This window comes from Halobacteriovorax sp. DA5 (genome assembly GCF_002903145.1).
In the GTDB taxonomy this organism is placed as follows: domain Bacteria; phylum Bdellovibrionota; class Bacteriovoracia; order Bacteriovoracales; family Bacteriovoracaceae; genus Halobacteriovorax_A.
Genome location: NZ_PPDJ01000001.1, coordinates 332,413 through 348,120, shown reverse-complemented (window position 1 = coordinate 348,120; position 15,708 = coordinate 332,413). Strand labels below are relative to the sequence as shown.

Here is a 15,708-nt window from a genome sequence, read left to right as displayed (position 1 = left end):
GGCCCCTAAAACTCCATTAGCATGGCGGCGTCATTTGCCTTTGTCGCCTCTAAGATTTTCTCATTTGTGCGATCTCTTAGTTCAAGATACTTAATGAAAGCATCTTTTCCAATTTTTTGAAGTAGTAGATCGTCATACTTTTTTTGAATTTCACGATCAAACGCCATTTCTTCTTCAGTTGGATTATAAGTATAGTTTTCACCATACTTTTCTTCTAATTGATCATGCATTTCTTCAAATGCTGAAACCTTATCATTGAAAAGACCCTCTCTCATACTGAGGTAATCTTTATATTCTTTCTCAGTAAGCCCAAGGTCATTAATAAATAACTCTTTTACATTTGTAAGCCACTCTTCTTCAAGGCGATCAAATTCTTCTTCTTTTGCCTCTAGCCTTCTTTCAAGTTCTTCATCATCAACAACATCAAGATCTAGGTTAGGAGTTCCCTCATTGGCACCAAGTGCTTGGGCCTCCTCACTTCCTGCAGCAACTTTCTTAGCAGGAGTATCCTCAAATTCGACGACATTAACTTGAGAAGTCATCAATTCTAGAGAGTTTTTATCGTTAGCAATATTTGTCTTAGATTGTTTTGTATTGAAAAAGTAGAAACCACCAGCTGCGATGGCAAGTATGATAATTGTAATTACGATTTTTTTCATAAATTAACTCAAGGTTTAATATTCTCAAATATAATATTAGCACCTAATCGCTTAGCTGTCCTCATTTGTTCTTTAGTTCTTACTGTCCAAAAGACAATATTATTAAAAGTAAAATGCTTGATGATGCTAAGCTGTAGCTTTGAGTATGTATCGATATCTAGTCCAATATAATCTGGCCTGATAACTGGAATAAAAGTCATATTCTCAAGAATCTTTTGCTTGAGAGGATTAAGGCTTGTATCACTAAAATCTCTTGTTACAAGTAGGCCCAAAATAACGGCCGGATAGTGCTTTCGAAACCACTTTAAACAAAATGGATTAAAGGATTGAATCGTATAATCCCCTTCATAGCCTTGAAGAAGTTTCATGACTTCAGACTCAAGCTCTCCATTGTGTTCGATAACCTTCAATTCAATGATAAGTGGAACTTGTCCATTAACAAGATCGAGGACTTCCTTAAGAGTAGGAATCTTCTCTTTTGTTTCTTTGATATAGAGCTGTTTTAGGCTATCGAGAGTGTATTGAGATACTTTGCCATTGCTGCCCGTTAGACGCTCTAGGGTTTCGTCGTGAAAGACCACCACATGGCCATCACTTGATAAGTGTACGTCTAACTCAATAGCATAATTATGTTTAATGGCCGCCTTAAAAGCGGCCATCGTATTTTCAGGTTTTTTTTCGTCGTGTAAACCACGATGAGCAATATAAGTATCGAGATAAAATGTCATTATAATGTTCTTAAGAACATACGAAGATCCGATTTATCCTCATCACTAAGTAGTTCATTACCCTCTTTATCCGTAAAGATTCGTTCGTAGTGACCTGAGTTTGAAAGCCCTGGTAACTTTGTATTGTAGTAAGCTTCTCTAATTCTGCGCTCCTCAGGAATATCCATTCCAACAGGAAAGCCATTACAATCATAATCAAAGTCTAGCATCGGATCAACTGCTGGGATCTGATAGAACTCTTTTACTCTTTGCGCTGGCGGAGTCATTAGCTCACAAAGATTTGGAATTGAATTATTGTGCATATATGGCCAACGGGCCCAGATTCCGTTTAGTGGTGGTGGTACATATCCTTTTTGTGGCTCCACAACAGTTTTCATCCATTTAGAAATTGCTAATTCATTTAAAGCCTCAGCAAAGTATGCTGTACCTTGATAGCGAAGAGGATCTGTTCCAACATCCTTAACAGGTGTCTTTTCATGATAGATAAGCTTTTTCGTCTTAATTTGTTCACTCTTGGACATAAGTGCAGAAAAAGGAAGATCCCAATTCTTCTGGTATTCTCCGTGACATTTCTGACAACGATTCTCAAAATGCTTTTGTCCTCGCTTTGCTGATTCAATATCAATACGTGACACATCAAAGAAATCATCAATACGTGGTGCTTTTGTTGAGAAGGCCGCTGCCGTAAGCTCTTTAATAATTTCAGGATTATCTTGTAACCATTTTTCTAATTCATATAAATCTGTTCCACGTCCAAGTTCATTCCACAGGAAGTTTGTGAAGATTGGGTTACCTGCAACAATTGATCCATCTGATAGCCAACGAGTTTTATACTTAAGCGTCCACCATGGCATTGGCTTAGAGTCGGCAACTGTTGAAACAAGAGGATTAAATCTTGGAAAGACTTCATTAAGTTTAGACTTTGATGCGTACTCATCTTGTTTACGATGAGCAAGAGAGAGAGCAACTTGAGGAAGTGAAGTATCAAGTCCAAGTACCATTGGTGATGTTGCTCCAACAGAGTGGATATTCTTCTTTGTTCTCTTAAGCATTGCAACTTCACCATCTGTTGCATTTGTTACTTTTTGAAATGTCTTCGTCGGAATAAATGGAAGAAGTTTTTTTGCTTTAACAAAAAGTTCATTGGCCTTCACTGTTTTATTTGTTAGGCCCATAACAGTTGTTCCAAAAAGGCTTGCTGAGTGACAAGTGGCACAGCTAAAAGTTAGCCCTTTTCCCCACTGAGTATCAACAATACTAGCTCCCATATAATAATCAGGCTTGTGCCCTTCTGGATAAGGGATACGATAAATCCCCGTTGCATCCTCATTATTATATGGATTAAGTCCTAGCCATTGATAGAAAGATTCAACACTATTAACACCAAACTTCTTTTCACCAAGTGTCGTTAAAACAAAGTTTACAAATTTTTCGTCGCGTAGTTCAAAGAAATTATTAAAAGCTTCATATGGAATAAGAAGTCCTGTTACACTAACTGGCCAAACCAGTGCGTGCTTTAGTCCATCTTGAGTTACTTGTTCGTATTCATCTTGAGATAGTTGGTAGAGGTTTTCGCGATTCTCACCCTTTTCAATTTTAGCATCACGTCCCCAATCTGGTGCGTATGAAAATGCAGATAAACTAATTAGTAGTAAAAGTAGTGATTTCATCCTCTCTCCCCTCTAAATTTTTAGAATAAGATTAACTTCTTTCGAGTGTAATCTTCCATCGCATACGCGATCCCCTCACGTCCAAGTCCAGAATCTTTTATCCCTCCATAAGGCATGGCATCCATGCGAAATCCTGGGACGTTATTGAAGATAATTCCTCCAACATCGATTCTTTGACTTGCTTCCTTCATATTTACTAAGCTGTTTGTAAAAACACCAGCTTGGAGTCCATATTTTGAATCATTTACAAGCTCAATGGCCTCTGAAAATGAGTCATAAGGCTCTAAAATCACAACAGGACCGAAGATTTCCTCTGAAACAACCTTCATATCCAAATCTGTATTAGTTAAAACTGTTGGAGCATAAATATGGTGGTCTTCATCAATAATATGCCCACCACACAGAAGCTCGGCCCCATTTGATATGGCCTCTTGTACCCACTGATGAATTCTCTCAAGAGCACCTTCATTGATGACAGGGCCATTAATCACACTCTCATCTTTTGGGTCACCTGAACCAATTGTCTCGACCTGCTCAAGAAATAATTCAACAAATTCATCAAAGATTTCACTGGCAATAAAAACTCTCTGAGTTGAGATACAAATTTGTCCTGAATATAAGAAAGAGCCATTAACGATTTGAGCTGTCACAGCTTCCATATCTTCAACGTCATTAACGATAACGGCCGCATTACCACCAAGCTCAAGAAGACACTTCTTCTTTCCACTTAAGGCCTTTAGCGCCCAACCAACTTTTGCACTTCCCGTAAAAGAGAAAACACTAATTCTTTCATCTTCTAAAAATCTTTGTGCAAGAGCATCTTCACAAATAACAATATTCACAACTCCTTTTGGAAAACCAACTCTTGAAAGTAGCTTTGCAAAAGCAAGTAGAGTAATTGGAGTTTGTGGTGATGGTTTAACAATAATGCTACATCCGACAGCAAGTGCAGGAGCGATTTTATGAAGTGCAAGGTTTAGTGGAAAGTTAAATGGAGAGATACCAAAAATAATCCCTTCCGGTTCATGGCGAATAATGGCCATCTTATCTGCACCAGGCCCATATGAAAGGTCAGGCGTTTCACTGCTGTGATGACGAGCTTTTTCAGCAGAGAGCCTAATTGTTTCCACACAACGAGCAACCTCACCCTTTGCATATGATATTGGCTTTCCCGCTTCCATACATATTAAATGAGAAAAGAACGAAGCCTCTTCTTCTAAAAAGTCAGCAAGCTTAAATAGTAATTTACTTCTTTGGGCACTATCAAAATTTTTATATTCTTCGAATGCATTTTGTGAAGATTGAATAACCTTTTCGTATTGGTGAGAAGCTAAGAGATCAACTTCATTTAAAATACTTTGATCGTATTTATTAAGGACTTCAATAGAGCTTTCACCATAGAGAAATTCATCATTCACGAACGAGGAACGAAATTGCGAAAAATTTTGCATAAAAAAACCACCTTGCTAAGGTGGTATTGTATCTATTCTAAAAATAATGGGTCAATTAATATTGCTTAAAAATCAAATTCACTACCAGCGTGTTGAGTCGATAATTCATAACTTAATGAAGGATTATCTTTTAGAAAGAGTTCTTCTCCACCCATAAATAATTTGATGGAACACAGATAGCAAAGTTTAATTTTAACTTCTCTTCCATTGAAGCTTGAGTATAGTCTTGCCTTAATCATTTTACTTCTGCGAGGTCCGTTGGCCAAAGACCAGTTACGCCCTGCAGCTGAACACGCATCACACATAGCTATCACCTTCATGTTATTTCAGATACATAAAAACTGTTTAACAACGATTTCTATAGATTTTATCGTCATTCTAAAATAAAACTTAATAAATTTATAGTTACTGTATTTTCAAGCATTTAGGTTTTACACATTTGGCCTAAAGTGCCAATCTAATAGGTCAGCAAATATTCTCTGGCCAGAAAAAATTCCCTCATGATACCTTTTATAAGTTATTGAAAATCAACGAATTCGGAGAAGTTAATGACTGCAACTATCAGCCCATTAAAAGTAAAAAATCATCTTGCAACGGCACCAACAAATGCCCCAATCTATGCAACTAAAATTCATAACTTAGCGGGAGAGGAAATCACTCTTGCAGACCCAAAAGCAACAAGAGCTCTTGTGGCCCTAATGAATCAACACGCAGTTATTGGTGGAGCAGCTTGCCACTGGGGTGGACCTGCGGCCTTCGCAGAGATGATGAGTGCTCTTCACTCGATTATGTTCTCACAAGGACCAAATTGGTTTGAGAAATTTAACTTCGTAAACGATGCTGGTCACGCGGAAAATGGAATTTACGCTCTTCGTGCAAATCTTGGTTTTGATGGACTTACATTTGAAAGTCTAAGAGGCTTCCGTTCAATAACATCAAAACTTACTGGTCACGGTGAAGCTCACTTAAATCCAGAAGGTGTTTTCATTTCAAATGGCCCACTTGGTTCAGGACTTCCTCAGGCACAAGGTCTTGCTCTTGCAGATAAGGCAATTGGAAATGATCGTGTAACTGTTTGTACAATCTCTGACGGTGGTTGTATGGAAGGTGAAGCTCGTGAAGCGATGGCCGCAATTCCTGGTCTTGCACAAAAAGGTAAAATGAATCCATTTGTTATGATTATCAGTGATAATAATACAAAACTTGGTGGGCGTATTACTGAAGATAGCTTCGATATGAAAGGAAGCTTCCTTGCTCTTAGAGAAATGGGTTGGGATCTTGTAAGAGTTGAAGAAGGACACGACCTAGAAAGAGTTTATCAAGCAATCGAAGAAAATATTGCAAAAGCAAAATCAAATGAACTTAAGCCAATTGCTCTTGTTATCAAAACAATCAAAGGTTACGGTGTAAAATCAACTGAAGAAGCAAAGTCTGGTGGTCATGGTTATCCTCTTGGAGCATATGATGAAAAATTAATTTCATTTCTTGATGAAATTTATACTGGTGAAACTTGTCCAGAAGAGTTTAAAAATTGGGCAAATGAAATCCTATCTTCAAAGCCAGCTCCAAAAGAGGCTTCTAAGTCTTCGGCCCCTTCAGACAAGGTTCAGCCAGGTCTTGCAAATGCTATGATTAAAGCAGCAAAAGAAGGGCTTCCAGTTTTTTCTGTAACTTCAGATCTTGCAGGTTCAACTGGTGTTTCAGGCTTCCATAAAGAATTCCCTAATCACTATGTTGATATTGGTATTGCAGAATCGAATATGGTTTCAACTGCAGTTGGTATGGCAAAACAAGGATTCATTCCTGTTGTTGATACTTTTGCACAATTTGGTGTAACAAAAGGAAACCTTCCTCTAATCATGTCTCAACTATCACAAGGTGCTGTGATTTGTTTATTCTCACACACAGGATTTCAAGATGCTGCTGACGGTGCTTCTCACCAAGCAACAACTTACTTCTCTGCTGTAGCAGGAATTCCAAATACAACAGTCATTGCTCTTTCAACTAAAGAAGAAGCTGAAAGCCTAATGTATCAAGCGATTAAGAGATACGAAGAAGCAGTAAACAAAGGTAAAACACCAGAAACAACTGTATTCTTCTTTGGACGTGAAAAGCATCCTGTTTCATATATTGATGGCTCAAGCTATGGTTGGGCAAAAGCGCAAGTCCTTAGACAAGGAACTGATGGAATCATCGTTACTCACGGGCCACTCGTTCAACAAGCGCTAAAGGCAGCAACAGAGCTTGAAGCAAAAGGTAAGAATATTACTGTTATCAATAATCCATTCATTAATAAGATTGATGTTGAAACTTTTAAAGATCAACTTACAAAGAATGGAAATAAAATTGTTACTGTTGAAGATCACCAACTGACTGCAGGTGCTGGTGCAATGCTATGTCATGCTCTTAAGCAAGAAGGACTTGAATTCAATATGAAGTCTCTTGGAAATGATGGACACTTCGGTCAGTCATCATACACGGCCCTTGAGCTTTATAAGAAATTTGGTTTTGATGCAGATGCAATGATTAATCAATTCTAATTAAATATAGGCCTCAGAAATGAGGCCTTTTTTATTACCTTTCTTAGGCCATTTAAAACCGCTCTAACACCGATATTCCCTTTAAGAAATTTTAATTATGCTAAAAGGAGGAATCGTGTTTCATTCAAAAAAACTACTCACTATCATTTTTCCCACCCTGTTATTAATGACTCTAATAGGTTGTACTCGAGGTGAAAGGTATTCATTCACAAATGACCCTAAGCCTGCATCAAGACACACTCTTGATACTCACAAAGCAGTTTCCCAAGAGTTAAACTTTGATGATGATCGAGACTTTAAAGACTCTCAAAAAGGCTTCATCGCAAAACTTGATGGTCCAATTAAATCTAAAGATGGAATGAAGGAAATTTTTGATCCAGTAAAATTCCCTTCCCTCACACAGGGTAAACCTCCTGAAACAGTAAACCCAAGTCTTTGGCGTCAATCGCAACTAACATCAATCAATGGACTCTTTCGTGTCACTGATCATATCTACCAAGTAAGAGGAATTGATCTTGCAAATGTTTCCTTTATTCGTGGAAAAAAAGGTTGGATTGTTATTGATCCCTTAATGACAACAGAGACAGCGAAAACTGCGTTAGAGCTAGTTAGAAAAAATGTAGAAAATCTTCCTGTGACAGCAGTTATTTTCACTCACTCTCATATCGATCACTTTGGTGGAGTCTATGGAGTTGCGAGTAAAAGTGAACTTGAAAGCGGCAAGATTCAAGTTATCGCTTCCAAGGATTTTGTCTATGAGTCAGTAAGTGAAAATGTCATTGCAGGAACGGCCATGAGTCGACGAGCTGAATATATGTATGCACGTACATTAGACTTCGGGCCTCAAGGCTCTGTTGGAACAGGACTAGGAAGCTACACTGCTAATGGTGAATACGCCATTGCTAAACCCACAACAATAATTGATAGAGATAAAAGCTTAGTCGTAGACGGAGTAACTATTGAGTTCATGTTTACACCAGGAGCGGAAGCTCCAACAGAGATGATGGCCTACTTCCCAAGAGACAATGCACTTTGTGGAGCAGAAATCCTAAGCCATACAATGCATAATATACAAACCTTAAGAGGTGCACAGGTAAGAGATAGTCTAAAATGGTCAAAGCATATTCAAAGAGGGCTTGAAAAGTACAGTAAGGCCGAAGTCCTTTTTAATTCTCATCATTGGCCAACTTTTGGAAATGACCGAGTCGTCTCTCATATGGCCTCTCAAAGAGACTTGTACAAATTTATTCATGACCAGTCCGTAAACCGTTTAAATAAAGGTCTTTCAGGAACTGAGCTATCAGATAGTATTAAGTTAAATAGAAATCTCGCCAGAAATTTTGCCAATCGTGGCTACTACGGAAGCCTAAGCCATAACACGCGAGCAGTATATGATAAGTATCTTGGTTTCTTTGATGGTAATCCTGCGCATCTAAACCCTCTCCCTGATGTTGAGTCGGCCAAGAAAACAATTGCTTATATGGGTGGTGCTGGAGATGTCCTAGAGATGGCAATCAAGGATTATAAAATTGGCGAGTACCGCTTTGTTGCGGAAGTTTTAAATAAGCTCGTCTTTGCCCAACCAAAGAATGTTAAGGCAAAGCAGTTACTTGCTGACACTTATGAGCAATTAGCTTATCAGGCCGAGAATGCCACTTGGAGAAACTTCTATGTTCAAGGGGCCCAAGAGCTTCGCTATGGAGTTGGTATGCCTGCCCCAGCAACAGCTTCACCTGCTATTCTATCCCAAATGGATACAGAATTACTTCTCGATTATCTATCAGTGAGAGTCAATTCAGAAAAGGCCAATGGTACTGACCTTACACTTGAATTAAATATTACAGATAAGAAAGAAAGATACTACCTAACCCTTAGAAATAGCGTTCTTAACTATTCAAAGAAAAGACCTCAAGAGCAAAATCGTCAACTCGCTTCAGATGATAATGCTTCAATTAACTTGAAGCATGGACAATTTGTGAAACTTGCCATGGGTGCAGTCTCATTTGCTGAGCTTGATGAAAAGAATATTAATTATAGTGGTGATAAGAAAGTTTTTGATGCCTTAAATGAAACACTAGATACTTTTCCTAATACCTTTAATATCGTGACACCTTAAAAAAAAAGCCTCTGTATTACAGAGGCTTTTTATATTCTACGACCATTTTTTCTTCTAGATCTTTATAACAAAAATTTTCCGGTGGAATCGAAGGTAGAATAACGACTCTGATCTTTCTACGTTTTAGAAAGTTCCAACGGATTCCCTTAAAAACACCTTTTCCAGAGAAAGAATAGAAGCTTCCCCATAGGCCTTTAATAACAATTGGAACAACTTGTGCATTAGTTTGTTCAACAACTTTTTTAATTCCCGGCTGATACTTTCTTGGCTCACCATCGCGAGTAATCCAGCCTTCAGGAAAGAAGCCTACACAGCGCTCCTCATTTAGAGTGCTATTAAGTTTTGTATATGCTTCATCAAGAACCCTTGGATCTTCTCTTCTCGTTGCAATTGGAATCAAATGTCCCTGCATAAAGAATTGCTTAAGCCCCGGGATATTATAATAGCGGTGATCAATTACCCAACGAATTGGTCTTGGTGAAAGACTCATGACAACACCCCAGTCAACAAATGATGTGTGGTTGGCAGCAATAACAAGCCTTCCTTCTTTTGGAATATTTTCTTCACCTTCAATTTGAATATCATAAAGAAAAGTCGTAAAAAGCTGCACAACAAAGCGCCACATTTCTTCATGGAAGAAGTAGTAGCAAATTCCTGCATAGATCAGATTAAGGCCACCAAGAATGAGTAGATTATCTAGAGCCGTTGCGCCAGCACTCTTAAGAAGAATAATTGAAACAGCTGCAACAACCATAAAGATAGCATTCCAAATATTATTGGCCGCGATTGTTCTCGCAAGCTTCTCAAGAGGTGCACTATGCTGCATAAAAGTTAATTGTGAGATATAGAAATTCCCACCAAATATTGTAATAAGTAGAAGATCAATAATTGCTCTTAGAGCAAGTGGTTGTGCAAAAAACTCAGCAGGAGGCATCAAAGCGCCTGTCACTGACATTGGCCACTGTGTAGAAACATAGTAAAGATCAAAAACAGCTAGCGACATCCCCACTGCTGCAACAGGAACCATTCCCACTTCAATTCTCTTACCAGATAGCTTTGAGCAAATCCAAGAACCAAGCCCCATCCCTACTGTAAATGTCGCCATAAAGATTGAGGCAACCATTTCACTTCCGTAGAAAACATTTTTAATAATGGCCGGCATAACTGAAAGAACAAATGAGCCTAGAAACCAGAACCATGAAACTCCCATCATTGCACGGAAAGAGTTCTTCTCTTTTACAGAGTTAATGAGAAGTTGAAATGTTGGTTTAACAAATGTGTAATCAATTTTTACATCATTATTAATATCGTTAATTTTATTTTGAAAACGTGCTGTAATAACACCAAGTACCGCAAATATTAGGATTGCAAAAGCGGCCGTATCAGTAGCATCAGGTGCTGCAGCGGCAAGCCCTCCAATGATTGTACCAATAAGAATTGCAATAAAAGTTCCTCCACCAATAAGTGCTGTTCCTGTCGTTAGCTCTTCATCTTTTAAAATTGTTCTTAAAGACGAGAACTTAACTGGTGAAAAGAATGACGACTGAGCACCCATTAAAAAGAGTGTAAACATTAACAGTCCGTAACTCTCTGTAACGAAACCAATCGCTCCACAAAGCATAAATGCAAGCTCAGTAAATTTTGTTACCTTAATAACTTGCGCCTTGTCGTAGTGATCTGAAATTTGACCAGATGTAGCAGAAAATAAAACATAAGGAAGAATGAAAGCACCACCAGCAAAGGCAACTAATGATTCTGCACCAAGTCCAAAGAGTGAGACATTCTTATATGTAATTAAGATAATTAGAGCATTTTTAAATACGTTATCGTTTGCGGCACCAAGGAACATCGTCCAAAATAGAGGCCAAAATTTTCTTTCTTTATAGAGCATTGCTAATGACATTGTTTTTCCTTAAATAATTCTTAACAATATTGTACTATTATTTACTAATACGTAATGACGCATAAACCCGAAAGGAATTTATATGAAACTATATCACTATATCCATTGTCCATTTTGTGTAAGAGTTCGCATGGCACTTGGTTTCTTCGAAATCGAGTATGAATCAATTGTACTAGATTACAATGATGAGAAGACACCTGTCGAGCTTACTGGCACAAAGATGTTACCAATTATGGAAATTGATGGCGTCATTATGAACGAATCACTTGATATTATCAAGGCCCTTGCAATTCACAGCGATAAAGATTTGAATCTATCAAAATTAGATAGCGAAAGCTTTAAGCTGCTTAATGATTACCTCGATCAACTTGGAAAAGATGTTCATAACTTATGCATGCCTTACTGGGCGTGGTCAAAAGAGTTCACTCCAGAGGCAAGAGAATACTTTATTAATAAAAAGTCTGCTAAGCGTGGCCCATTTCACTTACTTGCGCAAAATAAAGCAGAATACTTACATAGCTTTGAACAAACGCTGACTCAGCTTCCAGCAAAACTTTTACCTTACTATGAAAGCGACAAGTTTACGATTCTAGATATCCTTCTAGCATCACATATTTGGGGAATGTACATCTTTCCAGAGTATCAATTTCCTCCGCAAATTCACATCTACCTTCAAAAGGTGAAAGAGCTAACAAACTTTAATTATCACGAAGATTTCTGGCGCAACTAGCGCTAGGACTTCTTACCTAGAAAAATCCAAATAGGTCCAATAAGAAGGAATTGAAGATCTTCAAAAAAAGAAGGCTTCTTTCCTTCTATTTTGTGACCAATAAACTGCCCAACCCAAGCAACAACAAAGACAACAATCCAAGTAATAAAAAAATATTCCGCTAAAAAATTAACAAGAAAAAATTGTGTTAAGAGCATAAATGGAATCACTAAGCTAAGAGCGACAGTGATGGCCTTTAAGTTTTTTAGTGAAAGATAAAAAAGACTAGCAAGAATAACAAAGGCCCATGCCCAATTAAAATAGCCAAAGAGTGCAGGCTTTGGAATCGCCCAAAGCATTCCCAATAGTGACCAAGTAATCAATGGAACACATACTTCGTGAATGCGTTGATTTGTTTTATTCTGATGAGATTCACCGTACATCTCAAGCCACGTTTCTAAACTTCTCATTGAGTATGCTCCAAAAAACAAAGGGAGACCATTTGGTCTCCCCTCATTATATCATAATTGATTTTTAAATTATGAAGCTGCTTCTTCTTTTTCTTCAGCTGCGTCAGCGTGAGTCTCAACAACCATTTCAGTTTCTTCAACTTCTGGCTCAACGACAACTTTTGGAAGGTGACAAGATACAACTGATGCAGTTGGATCGATTGACCAAGCTAGACCCGTTGGTAGAGAGAAGTGCTCAAGTGCCCAGTGTCCATCAAGCTCAAGACCAGTGATATCGAATTCTAAGAATTCTGGCATATCTTTTGGTAGACCTTCTACTTCAACTTCATGCATATTGAAGTTAACTAGACCACCTGCTTTTGTACCAATAGCTTCACCTACAAAGTGGATTGGAAGAGAAATAACTACTTTCTCTTTTGCAGATACTTTATGGAATGAGCAATGTACAAAGTCTGTCCCGAGGTGACCTCTTTGAACATCTGCTAGAGTTACAAGGTGCTTCTTACCTTCAAATTCTACTTCAAATACTTTTCCTGAAGTGTGTAGGAATTTAGAAAGACCTTGCTTTGGAACCATAAACTGAGCTCCTGCAAAACCTTTTCCATAAATAGTTCCTGGAATATATCCGTCTTTTCTCATTTGAGTTGTTGATCTTCCCGGTTTTCTTGTTTCAACTTTTAAAATACTAGTTGTTGACACATTTTCCTCCTGTGTTCCGTGGATTCAATAGATAGTATTCTATCGACCGTTCATAAAAAAAATTTAGAATAAACTTGAATAAAAACACACAATCACCTATTTTTTCCTTATGAAAACTGACCTAAATACACAACTACTAAACTCTTTTTATATCCCTGCAAGTGACATCACTCCAACTAATGCCCAAAAGGTTATGATTATCCTACACGGGCTTGGAGACAGTCTTGAGTCTTACAAAATATTCACACAAGAAATCAATGTAACAGGTTTAAGCTACCTGCTTTTAAACGCTCCAAAGAAGTATTACTTCGGCTACAGTTGGTACGATATTCCACCTAATAATCCTGTCCCTGGAATTGAAAACAGCGTCAAAACTCTAACCAAGATTATTAATGAGATCGTAGAAAAAAATAGCAATATCGACTACTCGGACATCTTTATCGGTGGCTTTTCTCAAGGTGGTTGCGTGAGCCTTGAGACGGCCTATCAACTCGATCACAAACTAGGAGGAATTGTTCTAATGTCCCCTAGAATTTATCCAGAAAGAAGACCTCAGCAATTGTCAAAATGCCTCAAAGAAACGGCCATTTTTTGCGCTCATGGAAGCCTTGATCCAGTAATTGACATTAATCAAACAAAGGCCGGAATTGATCATCTTGTAAGCCTAGGGGCCAATGCACAATTCCATGCCTATGAAATGGAGCATGAAATTGATATTGATGAAGTGATTCAGCTACGTAACTGGTTGAATGAACATCTATAATTTCTGACACTTGCCCTAAGCTATTTCCAAAACTACCATTATTAGGTAAGATAGGAGCAAATGAAACTCAGGAAATAAAGGAATCAATATGAGCGATAATCCATTCAACATTCTAGGTAAAGAATCTACTCCTATCAATCAAGGAGAAGCTGTTTCTGGTGCCGATAAATCAAAAGAACTAAATGAGCAAATCGAAGCACTAATTGGGTCTGCTGATCTTTTCTTATTCATGAAAGGTACACCTGATATGCCAATGTGTGGTTTTTCAGCAAATACAATTGCAATGCTAAACTCTGTTGGTAAACCTTATAAGACTTTTAACATTTTAGAAGATATGGATATTAGAGAAGGTGTAAAAGTTTACTCTAACTGGCCAACTTACCCACAACTTTACTTCAAGGGTGAGCTTGTAGGTGGTAATGATATTATCACTGAGATGTTCCAATCTGGACAACTACAAGAAGTTCTAAATAGCTAATTGATTATTTAAGCATCGACGCTAGGCCTTACTATGTTTTGGCCTAGCGATATTGAAAACGTTGTATACTCAAAGTCTTTTTCAAAATCTAAAATCATATTATTTTCTAATGCTAACTTTTTCGAAATACTAAGACCAAGACCTGTTCCTTCACCGACATCTTTCGTTGTGAAGAATGGTGTGAAGATATCTTTAGCAACATTATCTTTAATCCCATCACCACCATCCTGTACGTAGATAGTGAACTGATCTAACATTGACTCTTCAACCCAAATTTTTATCCAACATTTCTCAAGAGATTCAAATTGATGAACCGCCTGATAAGAGTTAGTGAGCAAGTTTAAAATGATTTGATAGAACTCATTTTTTTTACACGCTACTTCTAAGTCACTAAACGGATTTTTAAAATCAATATAAATTTCTCGACCAGTTTGGGCCTGAAATAATCCCAATGAATCCTGTATTAAGTTATCAAGGTTATGTATCTCTTTAGTAATTGAGTTTGAGGAGCGAGAGTAAATCTTTAAACTATTAGCAATATTTTCAATGCGATCCACTTGCTTAATAATACTCTCTAACTTTTTCATATAAGAAGGATCGGAATCCTTGATCTTACCAGCATAACGATCTTTCAACTGTTCGGCCTGAATGCGTATGATACATAATGGATTATTTATTTCGTGTGCAATTCCTGCAGACATTTGTCCAAGAGAGCGCCATCTTTCAAATTCTTCAAATTGCTTTTCTTGCATTTTCAAAGTTACGCGATTGATATGTTCTTGATGAACATCGCGAATTTGAACCATATAACGTCCAACACCTTGAATAACAATATAGGTTACACTAATACGACAAAATCTTTTTTTAGAACGACGCTTGCGATAAATAGGATGAGTAACTTTTAAGGCCACGCCGTCCAAACGTTTTGCTTGTTCAAAAGTATTTAAGAAGAACAAATACTCTTCATCATCAAAGATAACTTCTGAAAACTTGTTTCCCACAAGACTTTGCTTTGTCACCTTATTTATATCTAAGATCACAAGTTGATTATTAAGAATGAATAAATCATCATCGGTGGCGGTATAGAAATTTTTGAACAGAGTCGAGATAAAATTCTCAGCTCCGGCATTAATATTACGACTGTAAACCTCAATAAATGACGGGCTTGTCCCTGTAGCTGAATAACCTGGCTGTAGCCAAATCTCCCACTGATCTCTTTCGCCTAATAAATTGATTGATTCAGAAAAGAAGTGGCAAGCTTCACCATTCTTTACTCTTTCGACTTGTTCAAGAAAGAACCCCTTCTTTTCATCAGGAGTATATTGAAATAAATTAGTGCCAACAGTTAACCCATAACCGAGATATAAATCATTCACATAAATGCAATCTCCATCAAAATCGATGTGACAGTAATGGATATTCGAATTTAATAGCTCCTTGCGAAAGCTACTATTCGGTTTATTCACTTGGCGTCTCGTCTCAATCATAGCGATAATGATTGTTTTAAATCAACTTCTTCTAA

14 protein-coding genes are annotated in these 15,708 nt (G+C 37.6%); 5 read left to right on the top strand and 9 right to left on the bottom strand.

Annotation, left to right across the window (positions count from 1 at the left end):
- Window positions 1-5 precede the first annotated feature (5 nt).
- From C0Z22_RS01725 to C0Z22_RS01705, 5 genes are all read right to left on the bottom strand, one after another.
- On the bottom strand, window positions 6-659 hold the full coding sequence (locus C0Z22_RS01725) for a hypothetical protein (RefSeq protein ID WP_103216605.1): 654 nt from the start codon (window positions 657-659) through the stop codon (window positions 6-8).
- 8 nt (window positions 660-667) lie between these two features.
- Window positions 668-1,387 carry a glycerophosphodiester phosphodiesterase family protein gene (locus tag C0Z22_RS01720; protein ID WP_103216604.1) on the bottom strand — a complete coding sequence of 240 codons (720 nt, stop codon included), beginning with the start codon at window positions 1,385-1,387 and terminating at the stop codon, window positions 668-670.
- Window positions 1,387-3,057: a hypothetical protein gene (locus C0Z22_RS01715; RefSeq protein ID WP_103216603.1), complete on the bottom strand. Its 1,671-nt coding sequence runs from the start codon at window positions 3,055-3,057 to the stop codon at window positions 1,387-1,389. The genes C0Z22_RS01720 and C0Z22_RS01715 overlap by 1 nt, the downstream gene beginning before the upstream one ends.
- Before the next feature lie 20 nt (window positions 3,058-3,077).
- Complete coding sequence (locus tag C0Z22_RS01710; protein ID WP_103216602.1) at window positions 3,078-4,508, bottom strand: aldehyde dehydrogenase family protein; 1,431 nt, start codon at window positions 4,506-4,508, stop codon at window positions 3,078-3,080.
- A 65-nt stretch (window positions 4,509-4,573) separates the two neighbouring features.
- Window positions 4,574-4,813: a hypothetical protein gene (locus C0Z22_RS01705; RefSeq protein ID WP_103216601.1), complete on the bottom strand. Its 240-nt coding sequence runs from the start codon at window positions 4,811-4,813 to the stop codon at window positions 4,574-4,576.
- Window positions 4,814-5,056: 243 nt separating this feature from the next.
- On the opposite strand from C0Z22_RS01705, the gene C0Z22_RS01700 reads away from it, so the two are divergent.
- Together C0Z22_RS01700 and C0Z22_RS01695 are read left to right on the top strand one after the other, a co-directional pair.
- Window positions 5,057-7,048: a transketolase C-terminal domain-containing protein gene (locus tag C0Z22_RS01700; RefSeq protein ID WP_103216600.1), complete on the top strand. Its 1,992-nt coding sequence runs from the start codon at window positions 5,057-5,059 to the stop codon at window positions 7,046-7,048.
- A gap of 115 nt (window positions 7,049-7,163) precedes the next feature.
- Window positions 7,164-9,164 carry an alkyl/aryl-sulfatase gene (locus tag C0Z22_RS01695; RefSeq protein ID WP_158246768.1) on the top strand — a complete coding sequence of 667 codons (2,001 nt, stop codon included), beginning with the start codon at window positions 7,164-7,166 and terminating at the stop codon, window positions 9,162-9,164.
- A gap of 16 nt (window positions 9,165-9,180) precedes the next feature.
- On the opposite strand, the gene C0Z22_RS01690 is transcribed toward C0Z22_RS01695, so the two are convergent.
- The gene (locus C0Z22_RS01690) at window positions 9,181-11,067 is read right to left on the bottom strand and encodes an MFS transporter (protein ID WP_103216598.1); all 1,887 of its coding nucleotides are present in this window, start codon (window positions 11,065-11,067) and stop codon (window positions 9,181-9,183) included.
- A gap of 82 nt (window positions 11,068-11,149) precedes the next feature.
- Between C0Z22_RS01690 and grxB the strand changes: the two genes are divergently transcribed.
- A complete protein-coding gene (gene grxB / locus C0Z22_RS01685; protein WP_103216597.1) occupies window positions 11,150-11,797 on the top strand; it encodes a glutaredoxin 2 in 648 nt (215 codons plus the stop codon).
- Window positions 11,798-11,799: 2 nt separating this feature from the next.
- On the opposite strand, the gene C0Z22_RS01680 is transcribed toward grxB, so the two are convergent.
- Both C0Z22_RS01680 and C0Z22_RS01675 read right to left on the bottom strand, forming a co-directional pair.
- Window positions 11,800-12,246, bottom strand: coding sequence for a DUF962 domain-containing protein (locus C0Z22_RS01680; protein WP_103216596.1), 447 nt, complete (start codon window positions 12,244-12,246; stop codon window positions 11,800-11,802).
- A 69-nt stretch (window positions 12,247-12,315) separates the two neighbouring features.
- Window positions 12,316-12,945 (bottom strand): 50S ribosomal protein L25, encoded by a 630-nt coding sequence (locus tag C0Z22_RS01675; protein ID WP_103216595.1) that lies wholly within the window; start codon window positions 12,943-12,945, stop codon window positions 12,316-12,318.
- A gap of 109 nt (window positions 12,946-13,054) precedes the next feature.
- Between C0Z22_RS01675 and C0Z22_RS01670 the strand changes: the two genes are divergently transcribed.
- Both C0Z22_RS01670 and grxD read left to right on the top strand, forming a co-directional pair.
- Window positions 13,055-13,708 (top strand): alpha/beta hydrolase, encoded by a 654-nt coding sequence (locus C0Z22_RS01670; protein WP_103216594.1) that lies wholly within the window; start codon window positions 13,055-13,057, stop codon window positions 13,706-13,708.
- 88 nt (window positions 13,709-13,796) lie between these two features.
- Window positions 13,797-14,186: a Grx4 family monothiol glutaredoxin gene (grxD, locus tag C0Z22_RS01665; protein ID WP_103216593.1), complete on the top strand. Its 390-nt coding sequence runs from the start codon at window positions 13,797-13,799 to the stop codon at window positions 14,184-14,186.
- 8 nt (window positions 14,187-14,194) lie between these two features.
- On the opposite strand, the gene C0Z22_RS01660 is transcribed toward grxD, so the two are convergent.
- Window positions 14,195-15,652, bottom strand: a complete 1,458-nt coding sequence (locus tag C0Z22_RS01660; RefSeq protein WP_158246767.1) for a nitrogen regulation protein NR(II) — start codon at window positions 15,650-15,652, stop codon at window positions 14,195-14,197.
- Between the last annotated feature and the right edge of the window lie 56 nt (window positions 15,653-15,708).